20 protein-coding genes are annotated in these 22244 nt (G+C 64.1%); 3 read left to right on the top strand and 17 right to left on the bottom strand.

Annotated elements, in window-relative coordinates:
- Positions 1-33 precede the first annotated feature (33 nt).
- The 8 genes from HMPREF1484_RS01990 to HMPREF1484_RS01955 are packed head-to-tail and all read right to left on the bottom strand — an operon-like array spanning position 34 to position 9611.
- Positions 34-723, bottom strand: a complete 690-nt coding sequence (locus HMPREF1484_RS01990; protein WP_040386722.1) for an aminodeoxychorismate/anthranilate synthase component II — start codon at positions 721-723, stop codon at positions 34-36.
- Positions 710-2878: a Stk1 family PASTA domain-containing Ser/Thr kinase gene (gene pknB / locus HMPREF1484_RS01985; RefSeq protein ID WP_141740563.1), complete on the bottom strand. Its 2169-nt coding sequence runs from the start codon at positions 2876-2878 to the stop codon at positions 710-712. Before pknB ends, HMPREF1484_RS01990 begins: the two co-directional genes overlap by 14 nt.
- Positions 2875-4203, bottom strand: coding sequence for a serine/threonine-protein kinase (locus tag HMPREF1484_RS01980; protein ID WP_016663344.1), 1329 nt, complete (start codon positions 4201-4203; stop codon positions 2875-2877). The genes pknB and HMPREF1484_RS01980 overlap by 4 nt, the downstream gene beginning before the upstream one ends.
- 1 nt (position 4204) lies before the next feature.
- Entirely contained in the window at positions 4205-5650 is a 1446-nt protein-coding gene (locus HMPREF1484_RS01975; RefSeq protein WP_016663343.1) for a penicillin-binding protein 2, read from the bottom strand.
- Complete coding sequence (locus tag HMPREF1484_RS01970) at positions 5647-7056, bottom strand: FtsW/RodA/SpoVE family cell cycle protein (protein ID WP_016663342.1); 1410 nt, start codon at positions 7054-7056, stop codon at positions 5647-5649. The genes HMPREF1484_RS01975 and HMPREF1484_RS01970 overlap by 4 nt, the downstream gene beginning before the upstream one ends.
- A complete protein-coding gene (locus tag HMPREF1484_RS01965) occupies positions 7056-8342 on the bottom strand; it encodes a PP2C family serine/threonine-protein phosphatase (RefSeq protein ID WP_016663341.1) in 1287 nt (428 codons plus the stop codon). Before HMPREF1484_RS01965 ends, HMPREF1484_RS01970 begins: the two co-directional genes overlap by 1 nt.
- The gene (locus HMPREF1484_RS01960) at positions 8339-8854 is read right to left on the bottom strand and encodes an FHA domain-containing protein (RefSeq protein ID WP_016663340.1); all 516 of its coding nucleotides are present in this window, start codon (positions 8852-8854) and stop codon (positions 8339-8341) included. Before HMPREF1484_RS01960 ends, HMPREF1484_RS01965 begins: the two co-directional genes overlap by 4 nt.
- 7 nt (positions 8855-8861) lie before the next feature.
- The gene (locus tag HMPREF1484_RS01955) at positions 8862-9611 is read right to left on the bottom strand and encodes a DUF3662 and FHA domain-containing protein (protein ID WP_051120598.1); all 750 of its coding nucleotides are present in this window, start codon (positions 9609-9611) and stop codon (positions 8862-8864) included.
- A gap of 47 nt (positions 9612-9658) precedes the next feature.
- Here HMPREF1484_RS01955 and HMPREF1484_RS01950 point away from each other — a divergent pair, with 47 nt between their 5' ends.
- The 3 genes from HMPREF1484_RS01950 (at position 9659) to HMPREF1484_RS01940 (ending at position 12965) form a co-directional block, all read left to right on the top strand.
- Positions 9659-10534: a serine hydrolase gene (locus HMPREF1484_RS01950; protein ID WP_016663338.1), complete on the top strand. Its 876-nt coding sequence runs from the start codon at positions 9659-9661 to the stop codon at positions 10532-10534.
- A gap of 62 nt (positions 10535-10596) precedes the next feature.
- The gene (locus HMPREF1484_RS01945; protein WP_016663337.1) at positions 10597-11781 is read left to right on the top strand and encodes an NAD-dependent epimerase/dehydratase family protein; all 1185 of its coding nucleotides are present in this window, start codon (positions 10597-10599) and stop codon (positions 11779-11781) included.
- Positions 11772-12965: a glycosyltransferase gene (locus tag HMPREF1484_RS01940; protein WP_016663336.1), complete on the top strand. Its 1194-nt coding sequence runs from the start codon at positions 11772-11774 to the stop codon at positions 12963-12965. The genes HMPREF1484_RS01945 and HMPREF1484_RS01940 overlap by 10 nt, the downstream gene beginning before the upstream one ends.
- Positions 12966-12971: 6 nt before the next feature.
- On the opposite strand, the gene HMPREF1484_RS01935 is transcribed toward HMPREF1484_RS01940, so the two are convergent.
- From HMPREF1484_RS01935 to hemQ, 9 genes are all read right to left on the bottom strand, one after another.
- Positions 12972-13592: a hypothetical protein gene (locus tag HMPREF1484_RS01935; protein ID WP_016663335.1), complete on the bottom strand. Its 621-nt coding sequence runs from the start codon at positions 13590-13592 to the stop codon at positions 12972-12974.
- The gene (locus HMPREF1484_RS10775; protein WP_016663334.1) at positions 13592-15718 is read right to left on the bottom strand and encodes an NlpC/P60 family protein; all 2127 of its coding nucleotides are present in this window, start codon (positions 15716-15718) and stop codon (positions 13592-13594) included. Before HMPREF1484_RS10775 ends, HMPREF1484_RS01935 begins: the two co-directional genes overlap by 1 nt.
- 129 nt (positions 15719-15847) lie before the next feature.
- A complete protein-coding gene (locus HMPREF1484_RS01925) occupies positions 15848-16369 on the bottom strand; it encodes a hypothetical protein (RefSeq protein ID WP_016663333.1) in 522 nt (173 codons plus the stop codon).
- 4 nt (positions 16370-16373) lie between these two features.
- Positions 16374-17660, bottom strand: a complete 1287-nt coding sequence (hemL, locus tag HMPREF1484_RS01920) for a glutamate-1-semialdehyde 2,1-aminomutase (RefSeq protein ID WP_016663332.1) — start codon at positions 17658-17660, stop codon at positions 16374-16376.
- A 25-nt stretch (positions 17661-17685) separates the two neighbouring features.
- Positions 17686-18696 (bottom strand): porphobilinogen synthase, encoded by a 1011-nt coding sequence (hemB, locus tag HMPREF1484_RS01915; protein ID WP_016663331.1) that lies wholly within the window; start codon positions 18694-18696, stop codon positions 17686-17688.
- Positions 18696-19451: a uroporphyrinogen-III synthase gene (locus HMPREF1484_RS01910; RefSeq protein ID WP_016663330.1), complete on the bottom strand. Its 756-nt coding sequence runs from the start codon at positions 19449-19451 to the stop codon at positions 18696-18698. Before HMPREF1484_RS01910 ends, hemB begins: the two co-directional genes overlap by 1 nt.
- The gene (gene hemC / locus HMPREF1484_RS01905; protein ID WP_016663329.1) at positions 19448-20392 is read right to left on the bottom strand and encodes a hydroxymethylbilane synthase; all 945 of its coding nucleotides are present in this window, start codon (positions 20390-20392) and stop codon (positions 19448-19450) included. The genes HMPREF1484_RS01910 and hemC overlap by 4 nt, the downstream gene beginning before the upstream one ends.
- Positions 20389-21519 (bottom strand): ferrochelatase, encoded by a 1131-nt coding sequence (locus HMPREF1484_RS01900; RefSeq protein ID WP_016663328.1) that lies wholly within the window; start codon positions 21517-21519, stop codon positions 20389-20391. The genes hemC and HMPREF1484_RS01900 overlap by 4 nt, the downstream gene beginning before the upstream one ends.
- On the bottom strand, positions 21516-22211 hold the full coding sequence (gene hemQ / locus HMPREF1484_RS01895) for a hydrogen peroxide-dependent heme synthase (protein WP_016663327.1): 696 nt from the start codon (positions 22209-22211) through the stop codon (positions 21516-21518). The genes HMPREF1484_RS01900 and hemQ overlap by 4 nt, the downstream gene beginning before the upstream one ends.
- Positions 22212-22244 lie beyond the last annotated feature (33 nt).

Raw genomic sequence — 22244 nt, 5'->3', positions numbered from 1 at the left:
TGCTTTACGGGGTCTACCTCCCTTTCCTCCCCCTCAGTGAGGGGCCGCAGAGGTGAGCAGCGGCGCGAGAGTGCGGGCTCGCTCGCCAGCCCCCGTTCCGTCTCGACCTTCTGCGAGTTCGAGGAAGTGCGCGAGGATCGTGTGCCCGCCGTTAGTAAGCACGCTCTCCGGGTGGAACTGGACACTGTGGAGCGGGAGGCTCCTGTGTGAAAGCCCCTGGATGCTGCCGTCGTCGGCGCGAGCCGTGATCTCGAGAACTGCCTCGTCGACCGTGTCGGGCACGACAGCGAGCGAGTGGTAGCGGGTCGCCTGAAACGGTGAGGGCAGCGACGCAAACGGCCCTTGGCCTTCGTGGTGGATGAGGCTTGTCTTGCCGTGCATGAGCTGCGGCGCATGCGTCACGGTCGCCCCGAAGTAATGGCCGAGACACTGAAGCCCGAGGCATACCCCAAACATAGGAGTCGACGTGCGGGCACATTCACCGATCACGTCGAGGCTTCGCCCGGCGGTGAGGGGGTTGCCAGGACCTGGGGAGATGAGAACGCCGTCAAATCCCGAAAGATCGGGGACGCCGGACGAGGTTTCAGATACTGCGTCGTTGCGGACAACTATGCACTCGGCACCCATCTGCTCGAGATACCCGATGATCGTGTACACGAACGAATCGTAGTTATCGACCACGAGGATGCGGCACGAGGTGCCGGTGGGGTCAGTTGCCGCCATTGCCGCGGCCTCGCCCGTTGCCGGCTCCATTTCCATTGCCATTTCCGTTGCCGTTGCCATTGCCGTTTCCTTCACCGTCGACCGGAGTGACCGAAGGCGCGGCGGGGGTTGTCGTCGCGGTCGGCGTGGGGGTAGGCGTGGGCTCAGGGCCCTTCGACACGATGATCGTGACGCTCGACCCGGACTTTACCTCGGAGTTGACCTCCGGATTCGTGCGGATCACCCGGCCCTTTTCAACAGTCGGGGAGAACTCCTCCTGCACCTGCGTGCCGAGATTAAGCTCAGGGACGCTCAAGCGTGTGCGCGCTTCCTCGAGAGTTTGACCCACGACATTCGGAATGGTCACGGGGCCGGCTTCAGCCGCGACGACGAGGCGCACGGTCGAGCCCTTCATTGCGGTGCCGTCGGCGGGCGTCTGTTCGAGAACGGTGCCGACGGTTTCCCCATCCTTTGCCTCGCGGCTCGCCACGGTGACCTCGAACCCGGCATCCTTGAGAGCCTGTTCGGCGTCGGCCTGAGTGAACCCAACCACGCTCGGGACGGTGAGCTGACCGCTCGAAATCCAGACTTTAACGGCGCTGCCTTGCGGGGCGCTCGCGCCGTCGCCCGGCTCGGAACGGATCACAACATCCTTATCGAACTCGGTTGAATCTTCGGTGCCGGCAACGGTCATCGTGAAGCCGGCGTCCTCGAGAGCCTTCTGTGCCTCATCCTTCGTGAGCCCTTCGAGCTTAGGCACGCTGGCGGAGTCCGGGCCGCTCGAGACTACAACGTTGACGGTAGAGCCCTTGACGACCTGGGCCTTTGCTTCAGGATCGGTTGAGATGACGAGCCCTTCGTCAACCTCTGTGCTCGCCTTTTCAGTGAACTTCGGGGTGAGCCCTGCTTCGGTAAGGGTGCGCTTCGCATCGTCTTCCGCCATGCCCACGACCGACGGTACGCTCACCTGTTCGGGCTCGCGATTCTGCTGCGCGATGAACCACCACGCGGCGCCCGCCACAATAAGCAGCAGGAGGATCAATCCGGCGACCCACGCGCCCACGTGGCGTTTCTTTTCCTCTTCCGGCGCAATCTCATCGAGCGCGCTTCTCGGCCCCTGCGGCGTGGGCGACGCTTCCGCCGCGCCTGCAGGAGCGGACGGGGCCATCGGAGCCGTATGCGTGGGAATGACCTGGGTTTCCTGGTCCTGGAACGCCGTCGTGTTCTCAAACTCCGTGGGGCTCAGCACCTGGGTTGCCGCTTCGGCACTAGCGGGGCCCGCAGCGCCTGCGGCAAGGGTGCCAAGAATCCGCGGCTCGCGGCCCGCCGCAGCGTCGCTAATATCCTTCGCGAAATCAGAGGCGCTTTGATACCGCACCTCGCGGTCCTTCGCGAGGCCGTGGAGCACGACGGCATCCATGAATTTGCTGATGTTCGGGTTGTAGGTCGAGGGGACCACCGGAGTTTCGCGCACATGCTGGTACGCGATCGACACCGGCGAGTCGCCCGTGAAGGGCGGGCGACCCGTGAGGAGCTCGTAGAGAACAACTGCCGCGGAGTACACATCGCTGCGCGCATCCACCTGCTGGCCACGCGCCTGCTCCGGCGAGAGGTACTGTGCAGTGCCCATGACGGCTTGCGTCTGGGTCATGGCCGCGGTCGCTTCGGATACCGCGCGTGCGATACCGAAGTCCATGACCTTGACCTCGTTGTTCTTCGTGATCATGATGTTGCCGGGCTTGATGTCCCGGTGAACGATTCCCGCGTTATGTGAGTACTGGAGGGCGCCCAGCACACCCCCCATAATCGCGCACGCGCGTTGCTCGCTCATGGGGTTTTCCGCCGAGATGAACGATCGAAGCGTGTCGCCCTCGACGTACTCCATGACGATGTAGGGGATCGTCACCTCTTCGCCCGTGGGCTCAGTGCGGTGGTCCTCGCCAGTGTCGTAGACGCCCACGATCGTGGGGTGGTTGAGACCCGCGGCCGACTGTGCCTCACGGCGGAAGCGTTCCTGGAAGTGGGGATCGCGCGCGAGGTCCGAGCGCAACACTTTGAGGGCGACCGTGCGATGCAAGCGCGTGTCGCGCGCAAGATACACCTCAGCCATGCCGCCACGCCCAAGGAGACGCCCAATCTCGTAGCGGTTACTGAGTAACATGCGGTCTTCGCTCACGATGCCACCGTAGCCTTCCTCAAGAGTGCGCTCACATCAGCGCCCGTCCATTCTAATGAGTGTGTACTCGCACCAAGGGATACCGTTCCGGTTGCCACGAGAATCGCCACAATAATGGCGATCGCAACGACGGCGATCACGATCAGAAGTGGCAAGCTGACCCTACCGACACTCTGTCCCGTGGATGTTCCGCGCCGCGCTGCTGCCCTGTGATCACGACTTGCGCTACTCGCAGAGTTAGCGCTCGCCGCCGAACGCGCGCTCGGTGCCGACGCTGCCGTGGACGAGGACCTGATGGTGACCGGCTTTGAGCCGACGCCCGCGAGCGGCATCGCCGCCGTTCGGGTTCCAGTGGGCGAAATCGGGTTCGCCGTGCGCGAGTTGGCTTTCGAGGTGATTTTGCGGCTCGAATGGCCGCTGTCGCGCTTGGAGGCGGAGGCGGAGGCATCGGAACGCCCGCCAGAGGCGCGCACGCTGCTCGTCCCGAACCGGGGCTCCTCGCCTCGTTCGATCGAATCGAGAATGCGGGCGACAACCGCTGCCGACCTAGGGCGATTGGCGGGCGCTTTCGCGAGCATCATCATGACGAGACGGCGCAGGTCCGGGTTGATGCGCTCGGGAAGCTCCGGTGGCGCCTCCTTAACCTGGGCCATCGCAATCTCGACTTGGCTCGTGCCCGTGAATGGGCGTGAACCGGTCAGCATTTCGTAGGCGACGATGCCGAGCGCGTAAATGTCGGAAAGACTCGTAGCTTGCTTGCCCATGGCCTGCTCGGGAGACAGGTATTGGGCGGTGCCCATGACCAGACCGGTCTTCGTGAGCTTCGCCTGGTCGTTGGAGCGGGCAATCCCGAAGTCGGTGATCTTGAGCGCCCAGTCGTTCGTGTCGTCCACGAGAACGTTCTCCGGCTTGACGTCGCGGTGGACGACGCCTTTGACGTGCGCGGCATCCAGCGCTTTCGCGAGTTCCTTGAGCACGGCGATCACGCGATCTTCGTCGAGGCCGTCTGGGTTTTCTTCGATGATGTCGGAGAGAGGGCGGCCCTTCACGAGCTCCATGACGATATAGGCGCGCCCGTCAAGCTCTCCGTAGTCATAGAGGCCGGCGATCGCGTCGTGCGCGAGCGCGGCGGTATGGCGCGCCTCGGCGCGGAAACGCTTGAGGTAGCCCTCTTCGCCCGCGAACTCTTCGCGCAGAACCTTGACGGCAACGGGGCGGTCGAGCTCCTGGTCCTTGCCTTCCCAGACCTGGCCCATGCCACCCGTGGCAATGAGGCGAGTGAGTTCGTAGCGTCCTTCGAGAACGAGTCCTTTACGTGTTTTCATGCTATTCCTCGATCACTGCCTTCATGAGGTCTCGCGCGATGGGGGTGGCAACGGCGCTTCCGTAGCCCCCCTCCTCGACGACAACGGCCACCGCCACCTTCTTATCGCCCTTCATGGCATAGCCAACGAACCACGAGTGCGGCTTTTTCCCTTTCGCCCACTGCGCCGTTCCGGTTTTCCCGCCGACCTCGGCGCCGTCGATCTGAGCGCGCTTTGCCGTTCCATCCGTCACCGTTGCTTCCATCATTTGCCGCATCTGCGCGGCGTGAGCGGCGGACAGCGGCTGGCTCTTCTCGCGCGGAGCGAGTGCCTTGACCTCTTTGAGGTCGCCCGTGCGAACAGACTTGACGAGCTGGGGTTCCATGACGATGCCGTCGTTGGCGAACGAGCCCGCCATCATTGCCATCTGCAGGGGGGTCACCTTGTCCTCGTATTGCCCGATCGAGCTCAGGGCGAGTTGTGCATCGTCCATATCGGAGGCCATCGACGATGGTGTCACCGAAAGCGGGATCTGCATTTTCGTGCCGAATCCGTATTCCGCGGCCTTGTTCTTCAGAGCGTCTTCGCCGAGCTGGACGCCGAGCATCGCGAACGAGGTATTGCAGCTTTGCTGGAGCGCCGACTGCAAGCTCGACACGTCGTTCGGGCCGCACGGGGAAGTATCGCCGTTCGGGTGGTTCGACATCGACGTGGACGAGTTCGGGAGCTGATAGCTTCCGGGCCCGGGAATTTCCGATTCGGGAGTGTAGCTGCCGGATTCGAGCGCTGCCGCGGCGACGAAGAGCTTAAACGTCGAGCCCGGCGGGTAGAGGTTACCCGCAATCGCCCTGTTATTCAGAGGCTTATTTGGGTCGTCATTGAGTTTGGACCACGCCTTGCGGACAGACTTCGAATCGTGTGAAGCCAGGGCGTTCGGATCGTAGCTCGGGGTCGAGACCATCGCGAGAATCGCGCCTGTATCGGGGTCGATTGCAACGGCCGCGCCGCGATGGTCGCCGAGAGCCTCGTAGGCGGCCTTTTGCGCCTTCGCATTGATCGTGAGTTCGACTTGCGCGCCCTGGGGGTCGTGGCCCGAAAGCACGGTCATGAGGCGGTCGTAGAAGAGAGAATCGGCCTTGCCCGAAAGCTCTTCGTTCATGGCTTTTTCCATGCCGCCGAAGCCGTACACGACGCTGTAGTAGCCCGTGACGGGTGCGTACAGGCCCGGCTCAGCGTATTCACGCTTGAGCCCGTAGCGGTTGTTGACTTTCGTGCTGGAGGCAACGGCAACACCGTCGACGACGATCGGCCCGCGCGGCCGCCCAAACTCGTTGTAGATCGTGCGCGCGTTGCGGCCGTTCGCGTTGAGTTCCTCCGCTTTGATGACCTGGAAATAGGTGGTGGAGCCGAAGAGGAAGAGGAGCAATACGGTGAGCACGAGCGAGACGTGGCGAAGCGGTTTGTTCATGCTGTGACCTCCGCACTCATCGCGTGCGGCGCGCGTTGATCGGCCGCGACGTGCTTTTCGGTTTCGCCAAGGCTGCGTGCCGCGGGCCTTCGTGCGGCGTCGCTCAGTTTCATGAGGAGCCCCACGATGATCCAGTTGGCCACGAGGCTTGAGCCGCCCGCGGCCATGAAGGGAAGCGTGAGGCCGGTCAGGGGAATCACGCGCGTCACGCCACCCACGACGATGAACGTTTGAAGGCCCAGAGTGAACGAGAGCCCGGCCGCGATGAGTTTCCCGTAACCGTCGGAAATGCCGACCGCTGCGCGCAGCCCGCGCTGCACGATAATCGCGTAGAGCGTGAGAAGCGCGAACACGCCCACGAGCCCCACCTCTTCGGCGACCGACGCGAAAATGAAGTCAGACTGCGCGAACGGAACGGTGTCCTGGCGGCCTTCGCCGAGGCCGACGCCGAACAGGCCGCCATTCGCGATGCCGAAGATGCCGTTGTTAATCTGCCCGCAGTTGCTGAAGTTTCCGCTGCCCATGGGGTCGAGCCAGCACTCGAAGCGGCGCTGCACGTGACCGAGCTTGAGCACGTAGTAGATTCCCGGGGGTGCGAACATGAGGGCGCCGATGATGAACCAGCTCAGGCGGTCCGTTGCGGTGTACAGCATCACGACGAAGAGCCCGAAGAACAACAGGGACGTGCCAAGGTCATTTTGGAAGACGAGAACGGCGGTCGCGCCGGCCCACGCGAACAGGAGCGGGCCGAGATCCGACCAGCGGGGCAGGGTAATGCCAAGGACGCGCGGTCCCGCTAGGGCCAGTGTGTCGCGCCTCGAGACGAGGAAGCCGGCGAAGAACATCGCGAAGAGGATCTTCGCGACTTCGGCGGGCTGGAATGAATAGCCCGCGATCCGGATCCAAATCCGTGCGCCATAGTTGGCGGCGCCAATGCCGGGGGCAAGCGGCAGGAGTAGGAACAGGAGTCCGACGGCACCTGTGATCCAGGTGTAGCGACGGAGCTGGCGGTGATCCCTCATGAGCATGAGCACGACGGCGACGCACGCGAGGCCGAGCGCCGTCCACATGACCTGGCGCGAGGCGAAGCCATGCCCCCAGGACGTGTATTTCTCGTAGACGAGATCCACGCTCTTGATCGTGGCGAGGCCGATGAGGTTGATCAGGAGAGCGGTGGGCAGGAGCAGCGGATCGGCATACGAGATGCGCGCTGCCGCAACGATGTACACGATGAGCGCCCCGACACCGAGCCCGCCAATCTGCCACCAGGTTGATGTGGCGATCTGTTCATTGCGCCCGAGGTCGACGAGGACGTTCGCGCCGAGACCGATCGCGAAGGCAGCCAGAATCAGAACAAGGTGCAAGATGCGCCGTGTTCGTGCCTGGTAGCTGATGACCGTCGCCATTAGCGCCCGCCGTCCGAGGGAGCCTGGCCGGTTTCGGCCCCGCCGCCACTATCGCTTGCGCCGGCCTGCGGGTCTTTCGAGAGGCGCCCCTCCGCCGCGAGCTGCGCGACGATGCGGTCGGCGTCGTCTCTGTTCTTTGCGCTGATGGTGTTTGTGACCTGGGTTTGAGTCACGGGCTGAAGGTCGCTGAGGACCACATCGGTGACGGCCTCTTCGTGGGAGAGCGAGAGGGGGCCGAGGTCCTGCGCGATGCCCTTGTAGATGACGACCTGTGAGCCGTTGGTGCCGACGTAGTACTGATCTTGCGTCCAGTTGTAGGCGAACCAGGCACCACCGACGAGAAATGCGGCGATGAGGGTGAAGAGTGCCGCCACCGGCCAGTTCGAGCGCCTCGGGGGCTCCTCTTCGTAGTCTTCGTCTTCGTACGGCGCCTCTTCGCGCGTGAGCGCGGCGGCGCGTGCGGCGGGTCCCGTCGCGGCGGTGGGGCGATGGCGGTCGCGCGCGGCGGCACCAACGACGATGTTCCCACTCGAGGGGCCGGGATCGCCCTTATGAAGGTCGTCGATGTCAATGACGTCGGCGATGACGCACGTGATGTTGTCGGGGCCACCCGCTTTGAGGGCGAGTTCGACGAGGTGTTCGGCGCATTCATCGGGGTCGTCGATGCTTGAGAGGACGTCGCTGATGGTTTCGAACGAGACGAGTCCCGAGAGGCCATCGGAGCACAGCATCCAGCGGTCGCCTGGGACGGCTGGTTTGAGGCTCAGGTCGAGTTCGGGATCGGCGTCGACATCACCGAGCACGCGCATGATCATGGAGCGCTGCGGGTGGCGTTCGGCTTCTTCCGGGGTGAGGCGCCCTTCGTCGATGAGGCGTTGCACGAACGTGTGGTCTTTCGTGACCTGGGTGCACGTGCCTTCGCGCACAAGGTAGGCGCGCGAGTCACCGATGTGGACGAGCGCGAACTTATTGCCCGCGCGCAAGAGCGCGGTGACGGTCGTGCCGAGGCCCGCGAGAAGGGGTTCTTCGCGAGCGCGCCGCAGGATGGCATCGTTTGCGTCAAGGACGGCGCCCTCGAGTGCGGCGACGATGTCGGTTCCAGGTGCGTCGGTTTCGAGCTCCGAAAGCGTGCCCACGGCGACTGAGCTGGCGACGTCGCCACCGGCGTGGCCTCCCATCCCGTCGGCGACGACGAGGAGGTGGGAGCCGGCGTAACCGGAGTCCTGGTTGTTCGAGCGTACGAGCCCGACGTCTGTTTTCGCTGCGTAGCGCAACGCGATGGTCATCGGGGGCCTCGCCTCAATTCAATCTGAGTGTTGCCGATCGTGATGGCGGCGCCTGGCTTGAAGGGAGCGGAGGCTCCTTCGAGGGGCTTGCCAGCGAGGGTCGTGCCGTTAGTTGAGCCCAGGTCCTCGACGTACCACTCGCCGTCGTGAGGGAATACGCGCGCGTGGCGGTTAGAGGCGTATTCGTCGGAAAGCACGAGGGTGCATTCCGGGGCGCGGCCGATGAGGATCGGCGAGGCCGCGAGGCGGATCGTGGTGCCGCGAAGGGGGCCTGCGGTGACGACCAGCTGGGTTTGAACGGCGTTCGGATCGGTGGTTTTTTGACCCTGCTGGAGAGCGGAAGGGTCGCTCACCGTGCGTCTCTCGGCGCCTGCTTTTCGCCCGCTTCCGCCGCGCGTGATGACCGTGGTTCCGAAGAGGTCATTGCGCAGGACGAGGAGCGCAACGATCACGAAAAGCCACAGCGCAACGACGAAACCGAAGCGCAGGACGATGAGGGTTAGCTCGCTCACGCGGACCTCACCACTCGGAGGGCGCGCCCGTAGGCAAAATGACGGTGAGACGCGTGCGCCCGATGCGGATCGTCGCGCCGTCGGGGAGCCCGGTGGGGGTCGTAATGCGCTCGCCGTTCACGAAGGTGCCGTTCGTGGAGCCGAGGTCCGTTGCGGTCATCGATGTGCCGTCAACGCGGAGTTCAAGGTGGTGGCGGCTCACGCCCGTGTCGTCGAGGATGATGTCGCTATCGCCGCCGCGGCCGATCACGGTGACGCGGCCCGTGAGGAGGTACTGCTGGCCGTCGATTTCGAGGATCGGCTGGAAGTTTTCGCCGCCCGTCGTCGCCGGTGCGAGCGAGGAGCGCTCGGTGCTCGATTCGGTTTCGAAGCGCCCGGCCTTGACGTCATCGTCGCGCTTGAGCGCGACGGTTACGTTCCCCACAAACAGGTATTTCTGCTGATCGGCGTGATCGACGAGGATCCGCTGGAGTTCATCAACGAGGGTGTCCTCCCACGAGGCGAACCGTTCGTAATCCACCGAGTTGAGGTACACGGAGTACGTGTTGGGTGCGAGCGTGCGGGCACGGTCGAGGACCTGAATCTGATCGTCGCATTCGCGCTTGAGCCCTTGGGCGAGGTCGAGTGGCTTGATGCTGCCGCCGCGCGAGAACACGTTCGACACTCCGCGGTCGAGGCTGCGCTCGATTCGGTCGAGAAAACTCAACGTGGGTCTCCTTGGGTAAACGTCGTACGCCGCGAGTCTATCGCGTGTCATGCACGCACGATTCGTTCAGATGTAATGATGTGGTGGAGGATTGGTGCATGAGTGATGTGCACGCGAATCCCGCCCACGTTGATCCGGAGTCTCTTGAGCCGCTTCTTTCGTCCTTGAGTTTTGATTCGGCCGTTGGCCTCATCAGTTCCGACGGTCGCTTAATCACCGCGTACGGGGATCTTGACCGAGTGTTCCCGCTCGCGAGTGTCTCGAAGCTGATCGCGACGTACGCCGCGCTCGTCGCAATCGATCGCGGAGCCCTTGCCCTTGATGACGCTGCAGGTGAAGAGACTCCGCAGGGCTGCACTGTCGAACACCTGCTCGCCCACGCCGCCGGTTACGCGTTCGAGGGCGGGGAGTTCCTTGCCGCGCCGGGAAAGCGCCGCATGTACACGAATGCGGGCATCGAGCAGCTCGGGCGCGTCGTCGCGCGCGCCGTCGAAACGGACTTTGACCGGTGGGTGCGCGAGAGCGTGACGGAGCCGCTCGGGATGGAGACCGTCGAGGTAGCCGGCTCGCCCGCCAAGGATTACCGCGCAAGCATCGAGGATCTTCTTGTACTTGGCCGGGAGTTCTTGACTCCCACGCTCATTTCTTCCGAGCTCGCTGAATCAGCGCATCGCCCCCATTTCCCGGGCCTTTCCGGTGTGCTTCCCGGTTACGGCCGTCAAAGCCCGAATGACTGGGGTCTGGGTGTGGAGATCAAGGGGAAGAAGGAGCCGCACTGGACGGGCGCGCTCAACTCGGCCCGCACGTTCGGGCACTTCGGGCAGTCGGGGTCGTTCCTCTGGGTTGACCCGGAAGCGATCCCGGGTGGGCTCAGCGCGGCATTTTTGTCGTCGAAGCCGTTTGGCGAGGAGCACGCCGGCGTGTGGCCCGCTCTCAACGACACCCTCGTTCGCGCGGCGCGAGCTCGTTCCTGAACAGCAATAGTGTTCATTAGGTCACTATTGTGGAGTGACGACACGAGGCGAGAGGACGAGCAATGCAGCAGGCCATCAACGAGGCTAGGGACCGAGGGCTCCGCATTATTGTCGCGGGCGGTGACGGTTTTTGCGGCTGGCCTACGGCGCTGTACCTCTCGAAGCAGGGGCACGAGGTCACGATTATTGACTCCCTTGTGCGTCGCGACATCGATGACGAACTCGGCTCGAACTCAGTGACCCCGATTCTCCCTCTCGAGCAGCGCGTTGCCGCATGGGAGGAAGTCTCGGGCGCACGTATCGACGTTCGGATCGGCGATCTTAGCGACTACGACTTTCTGAGCGCAATCGTGACCGAGGTGCAACCCGAGGCCTTCGTGCACTTCGCCGAACAACGAAGCGCCCCGTACTCGATGATCGACCGCGAGCATGCCATTTACACGCAGCGTACGAACGTCGAGGGGACGCTCAACGTGCTCTGGGCGATCCGCGACTACGCCTCCGAATGCCACCTCGTGAAGCTCGGGACGATGGGCGAATACGGCCAGCCCAACATTGACATCGAGGAAGGTTTCATCGAGATCGAGCATCGCGGCCGCACTGACCGACTGCCGTTCCCGAAACAGCCGGGCAGCTTCTACCACCTCTCCAAGGTGCACGACAGCGACAACATCATGTTCGCGTGCAAGATCTGGAATATCGCCGCAACCGACCTCAACCAGGGCATCGTCTACGGGCTCCACACGAATGAGACCCGCATGGACCCCCGCCTCGTAAATCGCTTTGACTATGACGCGGTGTACGGCACGGCGCTCAATCGCTTCCTCATTCAGGCCGCCGTCGGCCACCCCCTCACGGTGTACGGGGAAGGCTCCCAAACACGTGCGTACCTCAATATCGAGGACACCGTGCGGTGCATCGAACTCGCGTGCACGAACCCCGCGCAGCCTGGAGAGTTCCGCGTGTTCAACCAGTTCACCGAGTCCTTTAGCGTCGAGGAACTCGCCGTCAAAGTCGTCGCAGCAGCCTCGACGCTCGGGATCGATGCTCAGATCAATCACGTCGAGAACCCGCGCGTCGAGAAGTACAACCACTACTACAACGCGGTCAACACTCGCCTCATTGACCTCGGCCTTGAGCCGCACCTTCTTACGGAGGGTGTGCTCGCCGAGATTCTCGAGGTGGCCCGCACACATGCGGGGCGTGTGAGGAACGAGCTGATCCTCCCGAGCGTGACGTGGCGCTAGCAGACTCCGCCGCCCGCGGCCGGATGCGCGTGCTCCTCGTGACCGAGACGTTCGTGCCGAGCGTCGACGGGGTCGTCACGCGCCTGAGCCACCTCGTCGATCATCTCCTTAGCGAGGGGCACGAGGTGGAGATCATCGCGCCGGGGCTCGGCATCGACGAATACGAGGCAGCGTCGGACCCCAAGAACTCACGCCGGAGCCCTGGCGCCCCCATTCACGGCGCCTCAACCGTGCGCGTGCCCTTTTACCCGAGTCGGCCCTGGTCGCTCCCCACACCCTCGGTGCACCGCATGACCGAGCGAGTGGTGCGGGAGTTTCGCCCCGACGTCATTCACGCCGCTCAGCCGATCCTGCTGGGACGCGCGGCCGTTCGCGCCGCCCGCCGACACCGCATTCCTCTCGTCGCGAGCTACCACACGAATCTTCCCGCCTATCTTTCGCGCTACCGCGCATGGGCGTGGAGCGCACCACTCATCGCGCGCGCAACCCGCCGCATGCACCGCGATGCCCAGATCAATGCCGTCACGAGCGAGGCCATGCGCAGCGAGGCTCGTGCACTCGGGCTCGAGCACGTGCACGTCGTGCGCAGGGCAGTGGACACGCGCCTCTTCCACCCCGGTGATAGCCCGACGGCCGCTTTGCCTTGCGACAACCAAGATTCCAGGTTGCGGCTGCTTTTCGTCGGGCGGCTTGCGGCCGAAAAAGACCTCACCCGACTCGTGCCCCTCATGCACCGCCGCGATGATCTAGAGCTCACGCTCGTGGGCGATGGGCCACAGCGCGCCAACCTCGAACGCGACTTTCGCGGGACCCGCACGCGTTTCGCAGGAGTTCTCCGCGGCGAGAAGCTCGCGCAGACCTACCGCGAGCACGACCTGTTCATATTCCCCTCCGTGACCGAGACGCTTGGCCTCGTGCTACTGGAGGCGATGGCCTCGGGCCTGCCGCCGCTCGCCGCACGCTCAGGCCCGACGATGGAGCAAATTGTTGATGGCGACACGGGGTTCCTCTTTGGCGACGAAAATGAGCTTGAGCAGATTCTCGATGCCCTCGCACGCACGAGCGGGAAAGAGCTTCGCTTGCGCGTCGCAGCGGCGGCACGGGCCGAAGCCGAAAAGCATTCGTGGGCAGCCGCGAGCGAGGACTTTGTGAGCCTTTACCGACGTGCTATCCGGGGCGAGTAGAGGGGATTAGATCTTGGCCGCGTAGGTGATGACGTGCTGCGTATCGGTGCTTTGGGCAACCACGTAGCTCTCACCGGATTCATCGTGGAGGACGCGGATCAGCACCGAACCCTCATAGCGGTTAACGATCGCCGCCTCGGCGTCGTGTGGATTTGCCGCGGCGCGATCGGCGCTCGTCTCGACATCGGAAATGACCTCGCCGAAGGCCTTCATATATGCCGAGCCATCACCCGTCGGATCTTTGTGCAAGTCGAGCACCCCTTCCGGGAAGGTACCGCGGGCTGCGGAATCTTCCTCATACCTGCGCGCCCCGGCTGTCGCGTAGGTCTCCCACATTTCAGGGGTGTCCTGTGTGCGAGAGCCGGGCAGGCTCGCGGCCTCGGGCGTGAAGAGTGACTCGTCAAACTTTCCGTCTGGGTCAGCTTTTGAGGGCACGTATCCGTCACCCGGCGACGCTTCGGATTCGCTCACGCGCCCCTCTTCGGGGATAGTCGTAGCGCTTTGTGTTGCCGTGGCGCTTTCGGAACGCGAATCCGGTTCGGGTGCGGAGCCGCCCGAGCACGCTGCGCACGCGCTTACGAGCAGGGCGGCCGTTGCACACACGACCCGGCGAGTCACCTGTTGCACTAGAAGGGCCTCAGAACGTACGGGTCAGCGTTGCGACCGGGAAGGTTCCGGGTGTACGAGCGAATGTGAACGCCAGGACCCCAGGAATGCAGCATCTGACCATTGCCCAGATACATCGTCATGTGACGGATGGTGCCGCCGGAGTCTCGGTAGAAGATCCAGTCGCCGCGCTGAATCTGCGAGATTGGCACCTTGCGGAACTTCTTGGAGTTGTAGAAGTAGTGCGTCGAGAGCCAGTTTGCACCGGCATGTTGTTCGGGCGTTACCCCCGTCTCGAGACCGGCGGCATTCATTGCCTGGATAGCGATGCCTGAGCAGTCGTAGCCTAGTTTGTAGCCGCCGGCACCGCCCCAAGTGTAGGGCGAGCCTACCTGCGAACGCGCAAAATTCACCATGGTGTCGATGCGCTCTTGACGGCTTGCAGTGATTCCTACCTTGGGTTTCACAGTGAAGCCATCCGCGTACCAGCTCACGCCAGTGCCTAGCGAATCCCACGTGCGCTTATCCACGACACCGGTTACGGGCAGACCTCGCTTGCGCTGCCAAGACTTGACGGCTCGGATCGTTTTCGCGTTCATCGTTGCACTGTGGCCATTTGAGTAGATCCCGAGGCGTTTTTGGACAGCGGCTACGCGAACGCCGTTCCAGCCCTTGGTGAGGTTGTGCCCGCCGCGAGAGGTCGTGGGATTATTCGTGGGGCCGAAGTAGTAGGGATTCGCGGGCTCCCAGCCCACGACCCCTGTCCCATTCGAACGCGTCCAGTACAGAACTCCGTTCTCGAAGTTTTGGCGGAACTGCCCCTTGTAGGTGTACTCGTTCGAGATGGGAAGACCGAGGAAGCCCCGCTCAAAGCCGCGCTTGGCGTACTGGTTGAGCATGCCCGAATGGACGCCGTAGGCGCCCGTGCGCGGATGCCAGTACATCTGCCCGTTCTCGAAGTACTGGATAACGACTCCATTGTTGAGGGTGATTTCACCGGTGCGAGGCAACCCAAAGGCGCTCTTCGGCCCACCCAGGCTTACGTAGTTTGCGTGGATGGCATGCTTGGTGACCTCGGTGATGCCGTTGCGGGAGTTCCAATAGATCGTGCCGTTTTGGAAGTTCTGCGCGCGGCCGCCGCGTACCGAGTACTCCTCCGACGTGGGGAAGCCAAGTTCACCACGTTCGTAACCGTGCCGGGCCCAAATGCCGAAAATTGCACCCTTGCGGGAAATGGCATGCGCACCTGGGCGCCCCGAGTAGTACACGTGGCCGTTTTGGAAGCGCTGATAATAGCCGCCTCGAGTCTTGGTTTCGTTCCCCGTGGGCAGGCCAAGCCAACTGTTCGCCCCACCCAGTGAGTCGTAGTGGCCACCGATGCCGCCCTTGGTTACCCACACATTCTTCGTGGCGAAGTCGAAGTACAGGGTTCCCCCTGTGAATTTTTGCGTAACGCCGCCGGGCACTCGGATCTCATCGGTCGACGGGTATCCGAGCCATCCGCGGGTATGGCCGCTGCGCTTCCAGAACGTTTCGAAGGCGCCGCCGCGGTTGACGGCGTGTGCTCCACCGTTGCCCGGGGACCAGTAGAGGTCGGCATTCTCGAAGTGCTGGACGTAGCCACCGCCGTTGAGTTTTTGCTCGTTGGACGTGGGGTTACCAATCCAAGAATCCGCGCCTCCGGTCTCGTCCCAATAGCCGCGCATCGCGCCGACGATGGCGAAGCGTGGCGTGCGTTCGGGGGTCGCGCTGAACGTTTGGATGCTCGGCGCGGGCTTCTCTGCGGGCGCATCGGTGGTGGATTCCTCCACGGAGGTGGTTGTGGAGTCGCGTGGTGCGGGTGCCGATTCGCGAGGCGCAGGGGCCGGGGTATCGTCCGTGGATGTAGGGGCCTCGAGCGGCGCGTCGGTGTTGTTTTCGCTGGGAGCCTCCGTGCCGGGAGTTTGATCGGCCGGGGTTTCCTCAACAGGGGTTTCAGAGGAGGCCGGTTCCGAGGGGGTCGGCGTGGGGGCCTCGGTCGTCGAGAGGGTCGGTTCGTCGGCTGGATCGGAGGGAGAAGCCTGCACGGCGAGCGGGGTGAAGGTGACGCCGGCGGCGAGGAGGGCTGCCGAGATGCGTCGGCCGGTAAGAGAGGAGAGGGGGTACACGGGACCTCGCTTAGGGGATAGGAAACGTCTTTATGCTAGGTCACCGCTGCGCGTTTCCGGTATGAAGGGGTCCTTCTGGAGCAAATCGTAGTGAAATCGTAATAAACGAAAGGCGAAGAGGGGTGCGCGCTACTTCTTCGTGCCGTACAGCAGCCAGGTTGGGCGCGTGGTTGCGATCCAGCGCATTCCCGCGACCGCGAGGATTGACACGATGCCGAGCAGGATCGCTGGGGTGTAGTTTCGCGTTGCGGGCTCGGTCTCCGGTTGCAGCGCGAGCGTGAGCGCCACGGCAACCCCGACGGTGGCTACGCCAAGGACGATGCCGACGATCATGAACGTGCGCGCGAATGTGCGCAGCCACGCCTCGCCGTCTGCTGGGTACCCCACTCCCGCGCGGTGTTTCTTTGCGGCGATGCCCGCGATGCATCCCGCAACGAGCGCGCCAATCACCCATGCGACGAAAAGTCCGAGCGAAAGCCACCACGTGATTTGCGAGGCGGCAAGCCCTGCGAGGACGCCCGCGAGGGCGCCAAGCAGACCGAGGCGGGCGAGGAAAGCCGCGCCTTCGGCGTCGGTGTCGAGGTTCGGCGGGAAAGCCGCGAACGCGTCGGCACCGTAGCCTTGGGCGTTCCAGTCCTGCGACTCGCTCATGAGGTCATCCCTTCGGTGAGGCCGCTGCCTTTGCTGCGGCGGGCAATGCGGCGATGATGCGTTCAAGGATATCGGGAGTGTGGGCCCTAGAGACGAAATACGCCTCAAACGCGCTCGGCGGCATGTAGATGCCCTGGGCGAGCATCGCGTGGAAGAACCGAGCGAAGACATCGGTGTCCTGGGACTTTGCGTCCTCATAGCAGCGCACGTCGCGATCGGTGAAGAACACGGAGAAGAGGGTGCCGAAGCGGTTGATCGAGTGCGGCACGCCTTCTGTGCTCAGCGCGTCGTCGAATGCAGAAATGAGGGTTGTTGCCGAATCGTTGAGCTGCGCGTAAAGCGCGTCATCGAGCTGGCTCAACGTCGCGATGCCCGCGGCGGTTGCGAGGGGGTTACCCGAGAGAGTGCCCGCTTGATAGACGGGGCCGAGGGGGGAGAGGCGTTCCATAATGTCAGCCCGGCCGCCGAAGGCGCCTACCGGCATGCCACCGCCGATGACCTTGCCGAAGGTCACGAGATCCGGCACGACGCCATCGATCCCGTGGGCGCCCGTCGCGCTCGCGCGAAAGCCGGTCAGGACCTCGTCGACAATGAGGAGCGCATCGGCCGCGTGCGCCTCATCGAGGAGGAATGCATTGAAGTCGCCCGGGTCGATGACGCCCATGTTGCACGGGGCTCCCTCGGTGATCACCGCGGCGATGTTCTCTCCGTGTTCGGCGAACGCTTCGCGCACCGCCTCGCGGTCGCCGTAGGGAAGCACGAGAGTTTCGGCAGCCGTCGGATCCGTGACCCCCGCAGAACCCGGCAGTGAGAACGTGGCAACGCCCGAACCTGCCTCCGCGAGCAGCGAATCGACGTGGCCGTGGTAGCAGCCCGCGAACTTCACAATGAGATCGCGCCCCGTGAAACCGCGCGCAAGTCGCAGTGCGCTCATGGTTGCCTCGGTTCCCGAGTTCACCATGCGAAGCTTTTCGACCGCGGGGACGCGGTCAATCACGAGTTCGGCAAGGCGAATCTCGCCCTCGTGTGGAGCGCCGAAGCTCAGCGAGTGCGCCGCGGCTCCAGTGACGGCGTTCACGACGGTCGCCTCGGCATGGCCGAGAATCATGGGCCCCCACGAGCCCACGAGGTCCACGTATTCGTTTCCCTCAGCGTCCGTGAGGAGCGCACCGTTGCCACTCACGAGGTACGGGGGAGTGCCGCCCACGCTCCCGAAGGCGCGCACGGGCGAATTCACCCCGCCGGGAATGACGTGCTGCGCGCGGGCGAAGAGTTCGGCGTTCGTGGGCATCAAGACCTCCTATTTTGAGCGGTGATCAGGCGAATTCGCGAAGGTGAGGGGGAAGATCGGCGAGGAGCTTCGCCGCGTACGGCGCGTAATAGGTGAGCACGTGGGCGGCCCCCGCTCGCTTGAACGCGAGGAGAGATTCGAGCACTGCGCGATCTCGGTCAAGCCAGCCGTTCTCGCACGCCGCCTCGATCATCGCGTACTCGCCAGAAACCTGGTAGGTGCCAACGGGAACGGGGCTCGCAGCCGCAACGTCAGCAAGCACGTCGAGATAGGGGAGCCCGGGCTTGACCATGATCATGTCGGCGCCTTCGCCCAGGTCGAGCTCGAGCTCGCGAAGCGCCTCGCGCCCGTTCGCAGGATCCTGCTGGTAAGTCTTGCGATCGCCCGTCAGTGACGAATCGACGGCTTCGCGGAACGGCCCGTAGAACGCGGAGGCGTACTTTGCGGTGTAGGCGTAAATCGCGACGTTCGTGAAGCCTTCCGAATCGAGCGCGTCGCGGATAGCGGCAATCTGGCCATCCATCATGCCCGAGGGGGCAACAACGTGGGCACCCGCGCGCGCCTGAGCGAGGGCCATCTCGCGATAGACCTCGAGCGTCGCGTCATTGTCCACGCCACCATCCTGGTCGAGGACTCCGCAGTGGCCGTGATCCGTGAATTCATCGAGGCACAGATCGGCCATCACCAGCAGCGAATCGCCGAGCTCGTCACGCAGGCGCGAGATAGCGACGTTCAGGATCCCGTTCGGGTCGGTTGCGCCGGATCCGACGGCATCCTTCTTCTCGGGGATGCCAAACAGCATGATGCCGCCAAGACCGAGCTCGGCGGCTTCGCGGGCGGCCGTGACGAGGGAATCGAGCGAGTGCTGCCTCACGCCGGGCATCGCCGCGATGGGGCGAGTCTCGCTCGCACCCTCGCGCACGAATGCCGGAAGAATGAAATCGGCGCTGCGCAGGGTCGTCTCGCGATTAAGGCGGCGCATCGCGTCGCTCGCGCGAAGGCGGCGGGGGCGATGGAAGGGGCGCTTCACGGTCATTACTCGGTGTCCTTTCCCAGTACTTCGGCAACGGCTTCAGCGAGCGCGCGATCGCTTGGATCTTTCGCGACCGCTGCAACCGGGAGATTCACGCTGATCGCCGCTTCCTCGCTCGGCTTGCCGATCACGACGAGTTTCGTACTCTCGTGGATCGCGAGCTGTGAGAGAGCGCGCACGATCATGGGGCTCGTCGCGACGACGGCGCTGAAGCCGCCTGCGGCGAGATTGTCGATGACGTCGCGCGGTTGCGGGATCGTCTTGGGGCGGTAGGCGGTCTCGCGCTGGACGTCGTATCCGGCCATGCGGAGCGCGAGCTCGAGCTGCGGCGCGGCAGCGGAACTCACGGGATAGAAGATGCGCTGAGCGAGTCCGTCCCCACCCTGCTGATTGACGGGGAAGACATCGATGAGAGAGGCGGCGCTTCCTTGTGCGATTGTCTCGACCTCGAGGCCCGCTTCGCGCGCGGCAGCTGCCGTCGCTTCGCCGACCGCGGCGGCCTTGAATTCTTGGACGGCGGGAAGCTCCGACCATTCGGGCAATGCTCGAAGCGCCTTGACAGTCGTGACCGACGTGAGAAGGAGCCAATCGAACTCGCCGTGGGCAAGGTCGCTCAGGGCATCGCGCAGGTCGGCGTCCGTTTCGAACGAGAACTCCGTGAACGGAGAATGCACGGCCTCAAAACCGCGAGCGTTGAGCTCCGCGACGAGGCCAGCGCCGCGCCCCTCGGGGCGCGTCACAAGAACGGGTGCTGTCATGCTAGCCACTCCTCAGCAAGTAGATCTCGGGCGCCAGCGGCGAGCATGTCCTCCGCAAGCGCCCTGCCCGCGGCCTCGGCCGAGGCCGCCGTCACCGGTGTATCCGTGCGGCTTTCGCGAACAAGATGCGTGTTTCGACCGTATACCCCGGCCTTGAGAACGAGTCGATTATCGTCCGTGACCTCGGCGAATGCGGCGACCGGCGCAGAGCACCCCGCCTCGAGCGCGCGCAAGAGAGTGCGCTCGGCGATGGTCGCGAACCGGGTCGGACGGTGATCGAGCGCGTCGAGCGCGCGAGCGAGGTCGCTTTCGCGGTCGAGATCCTCGCGAACCTCAACCGCGAGCGCCCCCTGCGCGGGCGCGGGCAGAAACTGCCACGGATCAAACGATTCGGCGATGCGGTCCTCAAACCCGAGCCTATGCAGGCCCGCCGCGGCGAGAACAACCGCATCGAGCTCTCCCCGCTCGGCATACGCCATACGTGTCTCGATGTTGCCGCGGATCGGAACCACCTCGAGATCGGGCCTCGCGAGCATGAGCTGCGCTGCGCGTCGCGGGCTCCCGGTGCCCACGCGGCCGCCCCGAGGGATCGCGTCGAGGCTCGCAACCCCAGCGCGAGTGAGGAGAGCATCGGCGGGGTTTTCTCGCACGGGAACCGCCGCGAGGCGGATCCCGTCGGCTGGCAGCGTGGGAAGGTCCTTGAGCGAATGGACGACGACGTCGACCTCGCCGGCAAGAAGAGCCTCGCGGACGGCGGAGACGAACACGCCGGTGCCGCCGATGCGCGTGAGCGGGCTCGTGCGGTCGCGATCCCCGTGAGTGGAGACGTTGACGAGCTGGAAACCGTCGGAATCTCCCTCGCCCCCTGCTACCAACTGACGCGCAACCCACGCGGACTGCGTGCGAGCGAGCGCGGAGGCGCGAGTGCCGAGCCGCATCATGCGAACGTGCCTTCCGGGGTGCGCACGAGGCAGCACTCGAGTCCGCAGTCACCGGTGCGCTTCTCGTTCTCGAGCGCTCCGGGAAGGTCGATCACGGCTCGGCGTTCAAAGCCGGGCGTGACAGCTTCCTGAACGAGGTCGGCGAGGGCGCCGATAAAGCGGTCGTCGCTGCCCGAGGTCGCCACTCGCACAAAGGCGAGGCCCTTGTTTTCGGCGGTTTCCTTCGCCTCGGTGTCGAGGTCCCACACGACTTCGACGTGATCGGTCACGAACCCGATCGGCACGACAACGACAGCGGAGCGAGCTTCGAGCTCGTCGATGACGTCGTTGATATCCGGCTCGAGCCACGGCACGTGCGGCGCACCCGAACGCGACTGATAAACGAGCTGATAGTTTTCGGGGGTTTGCTCGGCCCCGAGATCCTCACGCACGCGGGCCATGACGTACTCGATCGCTGCTTCGTGCTGAGCGACGTACCAGCCGCCCGAGCCCTTCTCCCACGAACTCTTCGGGCCCGACACATCCGCCATCGTCGTCGGAATCGAGTGCGTCGAGAAGAGGATCTCGATCGCTTCGGGCTCGTGTCCGTTTGCGCGGTGCGCCTCCAGGGCGCTCTTCACGCCGTCGACGACGGGCTCGAGGAATCCCGGATGGTTGTAGTACACGCGGGCCTTATCGATCGCGAGCGTCCCCATCAGCCCGGTCTCGTCGAGGGCTTTGCGGAAATCCTCGTGGTACTGGTGGCAACTCGAGTAGCTCGAGTACGCGCTCGTCACGAGACCCACGACTTTCGTGTGACCATCGTTGTGCATGTCGCGGACGGTATCGGCGACGTAGGGCTCCCAGTTGCGGTTGCCCCAGTACACGGGAAGGTCGATGCGGCGGCGCTTCAACTCTGCTTCGAGACGCGCGATGAGGGCGCGATTTTGCTCGTTGATCGGGCTCTTCCCGCCGAGCGCGCGGTAGTGGGTCGCGACCTCTTCGAGGCGCTCATCGGGGATGCCGCGCCCGCGCGTAACATTGCGCAGGAACGGGATCACGTCCTCGTGTTTTTCGGGCCCGCCGAACGAGGAGAAGAGCACTGCCGTGTAGGCGCCGCCGTTCTCGGTCACTGCCGCCTCGGTCACAGAAGCACCTCCACGACCTCGTCGAGCTCGGCGATGCGGTGGCCCGTGTGGAAGGGGAGCTCTTCGCGCACGTGCAGGCGTGCCTTCGTGTAGCGCAGGTGGCGCATCATGTCGACGAGCTCCGGGAGGGTGTCGGCCTCAAAGCTCAGGAGCCACTCGTAGTCGCCGAGCGCAAAGGCTGCGGTGGTGTTGCCCCACACGTTCGGGTATTCGCGGCCGTACATGCCGTGCTCTTTCATCATCTCGCGGCGCTCATCTTCCTCAAGGAGGTACCAGTCGTAGCTGCGCACGAACGGGTACACGGTGATCCAGTCCTTGCGCTCCTTATCGGCCTCCATGAATGCGGGCTTGTGGCTGCGCGAGAATTCGTGGCCGCGGTGCACGCCCATCGCCTGCCATTCCTTCTCGAGGTAGGTGCCGGCGATCGAGTTCTCGAACAGGCGCAGGGCTTCCTGGAGTGCCTCGGGGCGCTCGGAGGCGAGCCACACCATGAGGTCGGCCTCCGCCCGGAAACCGGAAACATCGTAGAAGCCGAGCACCTCGACGTCTGCACCGGCGAGTGAGGCGACGGTACGCTCGAGATCCTCGAGCACCTGTTCGGGGCTCACGATGCCCTCATCGTTCAGCCCGCCGATCTTGCGGTAGACGGAATAGGCGGTGAAACGGATTTCTTCTGTGACGTCCTCGCTCATGAGTGAGTCCTTTCTTAGTTTTGTGCGTTGGTT

The organism is Dermabacter sp. HFH0086, from assembly GCF_000413375.1.
GTDB classification, from domain to species: Bacteria; Actinomycetota; Actinomycetes; order Actinomycetales; family Dermabacteraceae; genus Dermabacter; species Dermabacter hominis.
This window is presented reverse-complemented; position numbering and strand designations above follow the sequence as displayed.

Coding starts and splice junctions, on each gene's coding strand:
- HMPREF1484_RS01990 (WP_040386722.1), bottom strand. CDS start 723: ATGGCGGCAACTGACCCCACCGGCACCTCGTGCCGCATCCTCGTGGTC.
- HMPREF1484_RS01980 (WP_016663344.1), bottom strand. CDS start 4,203: ATGAAAACACGTAAAGGACTCGTTCTCGAAGGACGCTACGAACTCACT.
- HMPREF1484_RS01975 (WP_016663343.1), bottom strand. CDS start 5,650: ATGAACAAACCGCTTCGCCACGTCTCGCTCGTGCTCACCGTATTGCTC.
- HMPREF1484_RS01970 (WP_016663342.1), bottom strand. CDS start 7,056: ATGGCGACGGTCATCAGCTACCAGGCACGAACACGGCGCATCTTGCAC.
- HMPREF1484_RS01965 (WP_016663341.1), bottom strand. CDS start 8,342: ATGACCATCGCGTTGCGCTACGCAGCGAAAACAGACGTCGGGCTCGTA.
- HMPREF1484_RS01955 (WP_051120598.1), bottom strand. CDS start 9,611: ATGACACGCGATAGACTCGCGGCGTACGACGTTTACCCAAGGAGACCC.
- HMPREF1484_RS01950 (WP_016663338.1), top strand. CDS start 9,659: ATGAGTGATGTGCACGCGAATCCCGCCCACGTTGATCCGGAGTCTCTT.
- HMPREF1484_RS01945 (WP_016663337.1), top strand. CDS start 10,597: ATGCAGCAGGCCATCAACGAGGCTAGGGACCGAGGGCTCCGCATTATT.
- HMPREF1484_RS01925 (WP_016663333.1), bottom strand. CDS start 16,369: ATGAGCGAGTCGCAGGACTGGAACGCCCAAGGCTACGGTGCCGACGCG.
- hemL (WP_016663332.1), bottom strand. CDS start 17,660: ATGCCCACGAACGCCGAACTCTTCGCCCGCGCGCAGCACGTCATTCCC.
- hemB (WP_016663331.1), bottom strand. CDS start 18,696: ATGACCGTGAAGCGCCCCTTCCATCGCCCCCGCCGCCTTCGCGCGAGC.
- HMPREF1484_RS01910 (WP_016663330.1), bottom strand. CDS start 19,451: ATGACAGCACCCGTTCTTGTGACGCGCCCCGAGGGGCGCGGCGCTGGC.
- hemC (WP_016663329.1), bottom strand. CDS start 20,392: ATGATGCGGCTCGGCACTCGCGCCTCCGCGCTCGCTCGCACGCAGTCC.
- hemQ (WP_016663327.1), bottom strand. CDS start 22,211: ATGAGCGAGGACGTCACAGAAGAAATCCGTTTCACCGCCTATTCCGTC.